This window comes from Haladaptatus sp., from assembly GCF_049589095.1.
Lineage (GTDB): Archaea > Halobacteriota > Halobacteria > Halobacteriales > Haladaptataceae > Haladaptatus.
Map to the genome: position 1 here is coordinate 1 of NZ_JBAWAC010000014.1, position 10,572 is coordinate 10,572.

Sequence of the window (10,572 nt, forward strand, 5' to 3'; positions counted from 1 at the left end):
CTCGATGGAAGTCGTCGCCGCCACCTGCCAAGGATGTGATGCCCGTATCCTCGAAGTCGAACAGAATCAGTAGAGAACGATGAGAATGCAGGAAGGATGCAGAAAGGATGTCGATCGATACGAGTGCGGGTCGATCATCGTAACACCACTGTTTCCGTTGTTCTATAGCGAGGTAGAAAGGAACTCCCAAGCGTTGCGCCCAGGGGTATGGATCGGAGGAGACGACCCATGTATGCTCAATCACTGTTGTAAGCAGTTGAGAGCTCGTGATAACTGAACGAACTCAGGTCGAGTTCTATCGAGGGAGTCACTGCTGAATGTCGGATCGCATGGCCACCGATTTTCGAGTAGTATATAAACAACCCCGTGATTTCCGCTGTTCCCGGCGATAACCGTCCGTCATAATCGACCCCATCGTTTCCGTTGTTATTTGCGACGTTTTGACCCCGGTTTGTCGTGAAGCGACCCGGTATTGAAGTCAGATCGGTACAAATCGGGTCGACATATTTCGTTCGGGAATCAAGTAGGAACCATCATTAATAAAGGTGGGTAGAAAAGAAGCCGAGTCTCAGGAGAAGGAAGTCGAGATCGAACGGACGAGACACCACGGAAATCGCTACCCGGACAATTCAACGCTTCCATGGATTCTGCCATGAACTCGTTGTTATCGGTGGGTTCGACGGGAACACAGAGACCCCATGATTTCCGTTGTTCGGTGTGTGAGACACGAAGCGGACGATAACGGAAATCGAGATTATGGGGGAGGGGACACCCACCCCATCGTTTCCGCTGTTTTGACGGTGAGAGGGTAGGGGTGGGGTGAGGGGGGTAGCGGGGCAAGAGATGCCGTTTCGAACGGAATTGTGAGTGAACGAAAACAGCGGAAATCGGGGGGTTCCAAAATGGGAGGGTAAGCCGAATAGCGACTTCTAAATGCCATAGAAGTACGGAGAGGGGATATCAGAGGATAACACGCAAGTAAAATTCAAATAATACCCGTTTGATTTTTCTCTAACCGAATAAACTCAAGCATCAATTCGGTAAGAACATAAACTTTCAGATGGCAGAAAAAGGATGACGATAGGAGAAAGATGAAAATAATCGAAATCGGCTAACAACTAGAAAATAGATTAAATATATTTATTAATTGCTTTTTGTTCCCGGTACGGGTATTGTTATACCGTCTATTGTATAAAGGTATCGCCTTAGTAAAGGCTCCGTCCACCCCTACCCACCTTCCCACTGAAAGACACCGGAAATAGTGGGGTGGGTGTGTGTTTATATACCCCTCCGTCATCCGTTTTCTAGGAACTAAACCCGAACACCTCATCTAAAGGCGGCTTATCGTCTCTATCCTTCGTTATCGAGAACGTCCTTCTCCGATCAACGCCACCAACCCCAACGTTTCCGCTGTTCTTCGATATCAACAATTCCGATTCTCCCTGATCATCTTTTCCGCCTTCGAGTTCCACTCTACTCCACACTGCGCCCTTTTCTACTTCACTTCATTCTCCCTTACCGCACTAACGCGAAAAGCATCGGAAACGATGCACCCTTCGAATCAATTCTCATATTTATATTCTTCGGAACAGAAGAAACAACGGACGGCCCAGTTTTATATACTTCTCCGTGAATACATCGTGTAATGACATCGTTCAGTTTCGACCGAGACAACTCCCTTTATAAGAACCGGGATGCGCTCTTGGAGGAGTACACGCCGAACAATCTGGTCGGTCGGGACGACGAGTTGGAAGAGTATCACGCGGCGCTCCAACCGATAATCAACGGCGAAGCCCCGTCCAACATCTTCCTCTACGGAAAAAGCGGCGTCGGGAAGACCGCCGCGACGCGATTTCTCCTCAACCAACTCCAGGAGGACGCCGCTCGATACGACGACATCTCCCTCTCCGTCGTAGAGATCAACTGCGACGGTCTCAATTCAAGTTATCAGGTGGCGGTTCGTCTCGTCAACACGCTCCGCGATCCTGCAGACCAGATCAGCAACACCGGATACCCGCAGGCACAAGTCTACAGTTTTCTTTGGGACGAACTCGACCATCTCAACGGCACTATCATCATCGTCCTCGACGAGGTTGACCACATCAACGACAACTCCATCCTCTACCAGATTCCCCGCGCACGGAGTAACGGCTACCTCGAACACGCCAAAATCGGTCTCATCGGTATCAGCAACGACCTTTCGTTCCGCGACTCCCTGTCGGCGAAGGTGCGCTCTTCGCTCTGTGAGAAGGAAGTCTCGTTCCCGCCGTACGACGCGACCGAACTGCAGAAAGTGCTGCGCCAGCGCGATCAGGTCGCGTTTCACGAGAGTGCCCTCGCGGAAGACGTCATTCCACTCTGTGCGGCCTACGGTGCACAGGACGCCGGTGACGCACGCCAGGCACTGGACTTGCTTCTCGAAGCCGGCGACCTCGCGCGGAAGGACGCCGCGGAGCAGGTCGTGGACCACCACGTCCAGGAAGCGCGACGGAAACTCGAACGCGACCGGATCATGGAGGGCGTCGCGGACCTCACACAACATGCCCGTCTCATTCTGTACGCGCTCACGTCTCTCGAAGCGGAGGACAAATGCCCCGCACGCTCGCGTGACATCCGACCACGATACGAACAACTCTGTAACCACATCGGTACCGAGGCGCTCACCAGCAGGCGGATGCGTGACCATCTCGCCGATCTCGCCATGCTCGGCGTCATCTCCTCGATGGAGAAGAACGAAGGGATGTCCGGCGGAAAATACCGCAAACATGCGCTCAAGCAGGACCTTCACCTCGTCGTGAGCGCACTCGAAGAGACCATCGAACTCGCCGGTGTTCACGACAGTATTCGGCCGTACTATCAATCGCTGCTTGACGAACGCGAAAAATAATCGACAAACACCATATTCGTTACACGAACCCTTTCCATCTTACGGACACCACTACGTCAGGTTCACAACTACTGCTACTACGTCCAAATCACGACTACTGCTATTTCGTTCGATTCACGGCTACTACTACGTCCAATTTACGACTACCGCTATCACTCACTTTATTTCACTAACACCACTATTTCCGGTGTCGCTCCCCTAACTCGTTTGGTTTCACCTCGTTAACCCCATCATTTCCGTTGTTCTCGCCAGTTTAACCGATTCGAATTAGTCCGCAACTTCCGTTGTTTTCCCCCTCACGGCACTATGTTTTGCTATTCTCCAGCCGACGCCACTGTTTCCGCTGTTTTTCGTCACTCCACCGCGAGCACTCGGTAGCGGCCGTCACTCCACCGTGATTCCGATACGACCGTTACCCCTCGCCTTCGGTCGTTCCCCGAGAACGACCTGTTCCGTTAATTTCCGACCGTCTCGAACCAGTTCGACTTCTATTTGCTCACCGGGTTGGGTTTCGATGAGTAAGTGTCGCATCAGTTCTTCGTGGGAACGAACCTCTTTTCCATCGAGACCGACGATTACGTCCCCACCGACTGGAATCTCACGACCGCGAAGTGTCCGGGTGGCTTCACAGCCGATGAGGGCACCACTCGCCGGGCCGAGACGAACGTCGACGACGAGGATTCCACGCGGCTCCGAGAGCCCGTTCGCCTCCGCAACGATCGGCGAAACGTCCACCGTCGAGATCTTGAGAAACGGATGCCGGTAGGAACCGCTTTCGATTAGCGTCGGAACGATCCGCGAGACGATGGCCCCCGAGATGGCGAAGCCGATACCGTCACCCTGTCGGGCGCGGTTGACCCCGACGACTTCCCCGTCCAGCGTCACGAGTGGGCCGCCGCTGTTCCCCGGATTGATCGCTGCGTCGGTCTGCACCGTATCGGGAATCGTGAACCTGTTTCCGGTGGGGAGCGAGCGGTTCGTCCCGCTGACGATACCCGTCGTGATGGTTCCGTCGAGCCCCATCGGATTCCCGAGCGCGGCGACCTCCTGCCCGGGTTTCGGCGCGTCCGCTGCGACCGGAAGCGGTTTCGCGTACGTCGGAAGGTCGGTGACGGCGACGACTGCGAGGTCGGTACCGCTATCCTGTCCGACCACGTGGCCGGTGCGCCAGTCGCCGTCGCTGAACCGTAGTTCCACTTCGTCGGCACCACCCGTGACGTGGTGATTCGTTACGATGTGGCCGCCGGAGCCATCGTTATCGTAGACGAATCCGGATCCCGCGCCCATTCTTGACGGACGATTCGCGTCATTCGGCGTGACGTAGATCGACACGACCGACGGAATCGTTTTCTTATACAATCGTTCGTATGTCTTGTTGTCAGTCATACCCTCTGGTCATTCCCCATCTCGATTACCAAGCCACACCGACGCGACCACATCCGCGTCACTACCAACGAAAGCGGCTCAGTAGTCGGATTCACGTTAGGTTAGTACCGAACACAGTTAAGTGTGTCACTTGCTGTCACTGCACTCTCATTCCGTAGTCAAAAACCAGTTATTGTTGTATGATAACACGAATCCTCCGGCTGAGGCCCCGATTACGAAAAATCGCCCGAACGGCCCGACCTAGTCTCCTTCTCGATTCCCTTCACCCGTTCTCTCAATCCAGCGTCACCCACGCCAGGAAGCCGATCGCGAGCATCTCCAACACGTGAAAGAGGAGCATCGCGTGCCACGCGATGGGCGGAACTGCTGTGCTGAACCAGATCGAGAGGTCGGGATCTAACAGGTAGTAGTACAGCGCCGACCCGTTCTCGCAGAACAGCAGGGATGCGAACACGAGCATTCCGAGCGTATGCTTGGACCGGAGTCGCATGTAGTTCCGGGCCCAGACCCCGCCGAGAACCGCGAGGAGTACCATGTTTACTGCGGTAGCAATTTGGGCTGCGGTAGCGAGTTGGGCGGCTGTTACCCAGCTCATCGGTATTCCTCCAGCGGGGGGGTTTTGGAAACATGTCGCTCGTGTGCAAGTGGGTTCATTGTCAGTCGAGTTGGGTGATGATGTCTTCGACGGTGTCCCAGTGGTGGCGGGCCGCATCGGTCGGGAGGTACACCGCACCATAATCGTCGCCGCTCGCTTTCACCACGTTGTTGTCGGTGAGCACGTCCAGATGGTGACGGATGGTGTCGTAGTTGAGGTCCAAGTCCTCCGCGAGTTTGTTGGCGTTTCGCGGACGCTGGTCCAGCGAACGCAGGATGCGCGCGCGGTTGATACCGCCGCGCGTCCCGGCCAACACGTACCAGAGGACAGCCTCCATTGTACATTACATCCGAACCCGGCTACCTAAGGCCATCGACATGAGAGGAAATGGATGACGATACGGCGTCGATTTCAGTTGTTGACGATGAACTGACCGGCTATCTTCTTCACTTCCTTCATCGTCTTCGGTTCGTCCACCGCGTTCGGGAACGGCGACGTCATATTCAACTCGTTGAGGAACGACGCGTGTTCGGCCTCCACGCTGTGGATCCCGATGGCGGCGGCGAACACGTCGTCGTTCTCGACAGTCGGTGCAGCGCCTTTGTACGCGGCGACGCCCGTGTTTTCGAGCGCCTTCGCCACGCCGAGGAACTCCGAGGCGTTCCCGTAGCCGAAGTCGTACTTCGCTTCCCCGACCGGCGTCCCACCGAGCTTTTTCACCGTCTTCGTGAGCGCATCGACGTGTACGGCCTCGTGGTCGCTGATCTTGTTCAAGTACGCAGGTACCTTCATTCGCGTGTGCTCGTCGAACTTCGAGAGCGCGTCGGCGTTCATCAGGTCGTCGTTGCTGAACTCCTTTAGCCCGTCGCGGTAGAACGCGTTTTCGAGGTGTTCGAGCGTCAACGCGTAGTTCAGCACGTCCACGTCGCTCGTCCCGTCGTCCTTCTTCCGATCCTGTTTCGGGCGCGAATCTCCCATCTCGTACTTGCTCGTATCGACGTCCGACGTGACGAAGTTCCCCGCGATTTTAAGCACTTCGTCCATCGATTTGGCCTCGTTCACCGCCTTCGGGAACGGTGACTCCTCGTTGAGGAGGTTCAGGAACGCGGCGTGGCGAGCCTCCACGCTGTGGATGCCTGCCGCTGCCGCGAGCACATCGTTGTTGACGATTGACGGTGCGGCACCCGCGTAGGCCGCGACTCCCGTGTTTTCGAGTGCCTTCGCGACACCGAAGAAATCGGTCGGCGTGTCGCAACCGAAATCGTACTCCTCTTCCTCGACCGGCGTCCCACCGAGCTTTTTCACCGTCTGTGTGAGCGCATCGACGTGCGCCGCCTCGTCGTCCCTCACCATCTTTAGATAGTCCGGAACGTCCATCCGGACCCCGTCGCCGAACTTCGAGACTACCTTCGCGTTCATCAGTTCGTCGTCGCTGAACTCCCTCAGGCTGTCGCGGTAGAAGGCGTACTCCAAGTGTTCGAGCGTCAATGCGTAGTTGAGTATCGGAACGTCGGGATTCGACATCTCCTCCTCGGTCGTCGTCTCCATGTCGGACGTGGTCGTGTCCATCGAGGTGGACATCGAAGTACTCATCGTCGAACTCGTACCGTCATCGCTACTCCCTGTACAACCGGCGAGGGCCAGCGTGCCGACTGCCGCAGTCGCTCCGAGGAACGTCCGGCGAGTGCGCCGCGTTCCCGTGTTGGACGAGTCGTCGGTGGCGTCGTTGTTCTGCTTCATGGCTTCTCTTGCATCGAGTCCGTAGGGGTCAAAAACGATTTTCCGAACTCCACCGGGAATGTTCCGAGGATGTTTCGGGACTGTTTCCCGACTCTCACCCAAATTCGTTTCCAGCAGTCATCTCTCGGAAACCTCCAAGACGGAATCCGTCGTTTTGTCCGCCATGGGGGAATCAACAGCGTTCGAGTTCGACGGGGGACGCGTCGAACCGGGCGAGGGCAAACAGTTCCGTTTTCCGACCAGCGAAACTTACCTCGGGGACCCGGTCCGAATCCCCGTCACCATCATCAACGGCGAAAACCCCGGCCCGACGGTATTCCTCGGGGCGGCGCTTCACGGGGACGAACTCAACGGCATCGAAGTCGTCCGCGAGGTCGCCCACGAGTGGGAACATTCCGACGTTCACGGCACTATCGTCTGCCTGCCCGTCCTCAACGTCCCCGGTTTTCTCGCCCAGGAGCGATATCTGCCGGGCTACGAGCAGGATCTCAATCGGGCCTTTCCGGGCGACCCCGACGGGACCAACGACCGCCGTATTGCGGACGAAATCTATCGAAACTTCGTCGAACCGTGCGATTTCGGCATCGACTTTCACACGTCCACACGCGGACGAACCAACATGCTTCACGTCCGGGCCGACATGCTCGATCCGGACGTCGAGCGACTCGCCAACGCGTTCGGGACGAACCTCATCATCGCCGGTCGGGGCGCAACCGGAATGCTCCGCCGGGAGGCGACGGAACGCGGAACCCCGACCATCACCATCGAGATGGGAGAAGCCCACCGGTTCGAGCGCGACCTCATCGAGCACGCTCTGGACGGCGTTCGGAGCGTATTCGCCGAATACGGCCTCTACCAGCAGGAACTCGTCCGTTGGCCGGGATGGCGAACCGTCGTTGAAACCGACGACGAGCGAACGTGGATTCGTTCGGACGAGGGCGGCCTCGTCGACATGCGACGGGAACGCGGCGAACTCGTGTACGAAGGCGAAACCATCTGTTCGGTCAGCGACCCGTTCAAACGCGAGAGCGTCGAAGTCCTCGCTCCCTTTACCGGCCTTCTCGTCGGCGTGCTGGAAAATCCGGTCGTCTACCCCGGAAATCCGCTCTGCCATCTCGTCGAAGTCGAGGCGACGGTTCGGCGTTCTATCGAGTTACAAAGTGAACAGTCCGACCCCGGAATCAACTCACAAGAAAAATAGCCGTTTTGACGCATAATGGCGATAAGCGCCTTCGTACACGACACAAACGGGGCAAAGACGGAACCACTGCCGTCTAAGCACGTTCGGCCAGTGATCGGTGGAACCGACTCCACTCTCGGCGTTTCTGAATTCAGTGACCGTTATCTGTATCGCGAATAAAGGTTTATCAGTGCCTCTTTCGATCACGAGCCACGAGACGACCGACAACGTTGAAGGCCTTGTCACCGCCTCGCGACGAACACGAACGTCTCCGCTCGCTCTTTTCCGTACCGAACTTCGAACCCGGCCGATTCTACCAACTCCGTCGCTGCTTCGAGATCATATCGCTCATCGACCGACGGTCCGTCTTCACCGCGACCCGCCCCGCTCCAGTCCGCCACGACCAACCGACCACCTGGACGGAGCACGCGGGCGACTTCCGCGAGCGCGTCCTCGTCCGCAAACTCGTGGAACGTCATCGTCGAAAACGCGGCGTCGAGTTCGTTTTCGTCGAACGGCAGGTCGCCGACGTCCGCCGTGACGAGTGAGACGTTCTCGGGGACTCCTTTCGCACGATATTCCTCGTGCATCGCGTCCTGTACGTCTACCGCGTAAACGCTAACGCCGATTCCCTCTCCGAACGAAGCCACATCGTCGGTATAAAAGCCGGTCCCGCTCCCGAGGTCGGCAACGGTTTCGCCATCGGCGAGGTCGAGATACGAGAGCAACTCCTCGCGGGAGACGTACCGATAGCGTCCGGTGTCTTCGAGCTTTGCTGCCTTCTCGGGGTCGAACGTGTGAAATCCCATTTTTCGTTTTGATCGAAGAGCGGGGGGAACGAAGAACTTTCCTTAGGCGTACCGTCCGATCAGATCTCTGAGCTTCGATTCGTCCTGCATCCCGACCAGTCGCTGTGCCGGTTCCCCGTTCGCGTACAACTGGAGTGTCGGCACGCCACGCACGCCGTTTTGCTGTGCGAGCGGTTGGTGTTGGTCGATATTCACCTTGGCGACGACCGCCTCGGTCTCGCTCGCCACGGTCTGGATAGCTGGCTCCATCATCTTGCACGGGCCACACCAATCCGCGTAGAAATCCACCAACACCACATCGTGTGATCCGACCAGCTCATCGAGGTGTGCCGCACTTTCGACGCGAACCGGTTTTGCGACGGTTCCCTGTTCTTCTTCCGCATCCTCGTTCATCATTTTCTCACGCTTCTGCGCTCTAATCTCTTCGAGTTCGTCCGTCATCTATCCCCCAATAGGTGTCGTTCCGACTTAACGGTTTTGCATATCCTGCACATTGCTGTAGTCCGTACCAAGCATGTTGTCCGGACTGCTGGTGGGTAGGACTGAACCGGGATATACTTGGATATCTATACAGAAAGCTGTCTGGATTTCTCGTTATAATTCTATCCGTGTTTACATGCAGATGTCCACCCGAATATCCGATAGCAAGAAGCGATCTTTACCGACGACCGTATCCCCACTCTTCCATCACGCGCTGTACATCGTCCACGTTTTCGAGCCCCGCACGAATGAGCGCCTCACGGACGTCAAGGGCCATCACCTTGTCTCCGTCGAACGTCTGGCTCAACTCACGTTCGAGCTCGTCGATTTCGGTCGCAGTTTGGTCTTGCACGTATACCGGGACAGCGTCCCGGTCTGCTTTCACCGTCCGTCGCGCGAAGATGAACGGCAAGGGGTTCGGATCCGGTTCGGTGGTCGACTCCTCCGGTTCCGACTCGGCTGTGACCGTCTCCACACTCGACCCCGACGCTGTAGTCGATTCCGTGGCATACCCGTCGAGTTCGTCGCTGTAATCGTCGTCGGTCGCACCGTATCTATCGTCCTTCGTCATGCTTCGACCTCCACGACATCGACCGTCCCCTGTTGGATGATCCGTGCCAGTTGCTCGAAGTTCGAAAGCAGGTCCTCTTCGTACTCGCGGAGATCACGCGTTTCCTCGCTTTCTGCGAATTCGAAGAGGTTCATCTGATTTTTCCACGCCTCCTTCAGCACGTCACGCTTTCGCACGCCGAACGGGGTCACCGGTTTGCCGTCCGTCTCCAGTTCCTCGCGTGTGTCACGGTAGATGTTCGAGTCGCCGACTTCGTTCGGAACCACGGCGAGAATCCCGAGGTTGAACCCGTCGTCGAACTTCTTGAACCCGCGCTCCATGCTGTCGAGGGTGTCTTCCAACCCTTCGATGGAGATGCTTCCCTTGCGGGTGAGTTCGATAGGGATGACCACGTTTCGTGCAGCGACGAGCGCGTTGTCCACGAGAACGTTCAGCGTCGCCGGTGGGTCGATGATGAAGTAGTCGTACTCCGACGCGACGGATTTGAGCGCTGATCGGAGCTGGAACTCCCGGAGCGAGGTGTTCCGCGCGGCCATCTCACTCTCGATGTTCGCCAATCCCTCGTGAGACGGTACGAGGTCGAAGTCCTCCGTCTCGACGATGAGCGATTCGATGTCCTTCTCATCATTCAACAGAACGTCCCCGAGGTGGTCCCGGTCGCCAGTCTTCAATTCCTGATAGCCGACGTGGTCAGTCAAACTGCCCAGTTGGGGATCCAGGTCGATAACGAGGACCCGCTCGTCCTGGCGTCCCAGCGCAGCGGAAATGTTGGTCGCCATGGTCGTCTTACCGACCCCACCTGACTCGCTCCACAGTGTGATGGCTCGCTTCATACAGTCGGTTGATATACCCTTCTCCCTCATAAATTCTCGTCAGACAATTGGGCTAAACTATTCGGATAGATATCTATCTGGATATCTATAC

The 10,572-nt window shown here is 56.7% G+C and carries 11 protein-coding genes; 2 read left to right on the top strand and 9 right to left on the bottom strand.

Annotated features, from left to right (window positions below; all coding sequences use genetic code 11):
• The coding region (locus tag WBV42_RS00465) for a hypothetical protein (protein ID WP_423984304.1) at positions 1 to 244 on the bottom strand (244 nt) is incomplete at its 3' end.
• Between the two features lie 1,401 nt (positions 245 to 1,645).
• Here WBV42_RS00465 and WBV42_RS00470 point away from each other — a divergent pair.
• Positions 1,646 to 2,887, top strand: a complete 1,242-nt coding sequence (locus WBV42_RS00470; RefSeq protein WP_253228385.1) for an orc1/cdc6 family replication initiation protein — start codon at positions 1,646 to 1,648, stop codon at positions 2,885 to 2,887.
• Between the two features lie 384 nt (positions 2,888 to 3,271).
• On the opposite strand, the gene WBV42_RS00475 is transcribed toward WBV42_RS00470, so the two are convergent.
• From WBV42_RS00475 to WBV42_RS00490, 4 genes are all read right to left on the bottom strand, one after another.
• Entirely contained in the window at positions 3,272 to 4,273 is a 1,002-nt protein-coding gene (locus WBV42_RS00475) for a S1C family serine protease (RefSeq protein ID WP_423984305.1), read from the bottom strand.
• 274 nt (positions 4,274 to 4,547) lie between these two features.
• The gene (locus WBV42_RS00480) at positions 4,548 to 4,868 is read right to left on the bottom strand and encodes a hypothetical protein (RefSeq protein ID WP_253228383.1); all 321 of its coding nucleotides are present in this window, start codon (positions 4,866 to 4,868) and stop codon (positions 4,548 to 4,550) included.
• 61 nt (positions 4,869 to 4,929) lie between these two features.
• Positions 4,930 to 5,205 (bottom strand): ArsR/SmtB family transcription factor, encoded by a 276-nt coding sequence (locus WBV42_RS00485; protein WP_253228382.1) that lies wholly within the window; start codon positions 5,203 to 5,205, stop codon positions 4,930 to 4,932.
• 74 nt (positions 5,206 to 5,279) lie between these two features.
• Positions 5,280 to 6,608, bottom strand: a complete 1,329-nt coding sequence (locus tag WBV42_RS00490) for a ferritin-like domain-containing protein (protein ID WP_423984306.1) — start codon at positions 6,606 to 6,608, stop codon at positions 5,280 to 5,282.
• Between the two features lie 163 nt (positions 6,609 to 6,771).
• Here WBV42_RS00490 and WBV42_RS00495 point away from each other — a divergent pair, with 163 nt between their 5' ends.
• On the top strand, positions 6,772 to 7,809 hold the full coding sequence (locus WBV42_RS00495; RefSeq protein WP_423984307.1) for a succinylglutamate desuccinylase/aspartoacylase family protein: 1,038 nt from the start codon (positions 6,772 to 6,774) through the stop codon (positions 7,807 to 7,809).
• Between the two features lie 221 nt (positions 7,810 to 8,030).
• Here WBV42_RS00495 and WBV42_RS00500 read toward each other — a convergent pair whose 3' ends face one another.
• The 4 genes from WBV42_RS00500 to WBV42_RS00515 all read right to left on the bottom strand — a co-directional run bounded on the left by WBV42_RS00500 (position 8,031) and on the right by WBV42_RS00515 (position 10,481).
• The gene (locus tag WBV42_RS00500; protein ID WP_423984308.1) at positions 8,031 to 8,597 is read right to left on the bottom strand and encodes a class I SAM-dependent methyltransferase; all 567 of its coding nucleotides are present in this window, start codon (positions 8,595 to 8,597) and stop codon (positions 8,031 to 8,033) included.
• Positions 8,598 to 8,639: 42 nt separating this feature from the next.
• A complete protein-coding gene (gene trxA, locus WBV42_RS00505) occupies positions 8,640 to 9,038 on the bottom strand; it encodes a thioredoxin (RefSeq protein ID WP_423984309.1) in 399 nt (132 codons plus the stop codon).
• A gap of 217 nt (positions 9,039 to 9,255) precedes the next feature.
• A complete protein-coding gene (locus tag WBV42_RS00510) occupies positions 9,256 to 9,648 on the bottom strand; it encodes a hypothetical protein (RefSeq protein ID WP_423984310.1) in 393 nt (130 codons plus the stop codon).
• The gene (locus tag WBV42_RS00515) at positions 9,645 to 10,481 is read right to left on the bottom strand and encodes a ParA family protein (protein WP_253228373.1); all 837 of its coding nucleotides are present in this window, start codon (positions 10,479 to 10,481) and stop codon (positions 9,645 to 9,647) included. Before WBV42_RS00515 ends, WBV42_RS00510 begins: the two co-directional genes overlap by 4 nt.
• Between the last annotated feature and the right edge of the window lie 91 nt (positions 10,482 to 10,572).

Coding starts and splice junctions, on each gene's coding strand:
- WBV42_RS00475 (WP_423984305.1), bottom strand. CDS start 4,273: ATGACTGACAACAAGACATACGAACGATTGTATAAGAAAACGATTCCG.
- WBV42_RS00515 (WP_253228373.1), bottom strand. CDS start 10,481: ATGAAGCGAGCCATCACACTGTGGAGCGAGTCAGGTGGGGTCGGTAAG.
- WBV42_RS00470 (WP_253228385.1), top strand. CDS start 1,646: ATGACATCGTTCAGTTTCGACCGAGACAACTCCCTTTATAAGAACCGG.
- WBV42_RS00480 (WP_253228383.1), bottom strand. CDS start 4,868: ATGAGCTGGGTAACAGCCGCCCAACTCGCTACCGCAGCCCAAATTGCT.
- WBV42_RS00495 (WP_423984307.1), top strand. CDS start 6,772: ATGGGGGAATCAACAGCGTTCGAGTTCGACGGGGGACGCGTCGAACCG.
- WBV42_RS00485 (WP_253228382.1), bottom strand. CDS start 5,205: ATGGAGGCTGTCCTCTGGTACGTGTTGGCCGGGACGCGCGGCGGTATC.
- WBV42_RS00500 (WP_423984308.1), bottom strand. CDS start 8,597: ATGGGATTTCACACGTTCGACCCCGAGAAGGCAGCAAAGCTCGAAGAC.
- WBV42_RS00510 (WP_423984310.1), bottom strand. CDS start 9,648: ATGACGAAGGACGATAGATACGGTGCGACCGACGACGATTACAGCGAC.
- trxA (WP_423984309.1), bottom strand. CDS start 9,038: ATGACGGACGAACTCGAAGAGATTAGAGCGCAGAAGCGTGAGAAAATG.
- WBV42_RS00490 (WP_423984306.1), bottom strand. CDS start 6,608: ATGAAGCAGAACAACGACGCCACCGACGACTCGTCCAACACGGGAACG.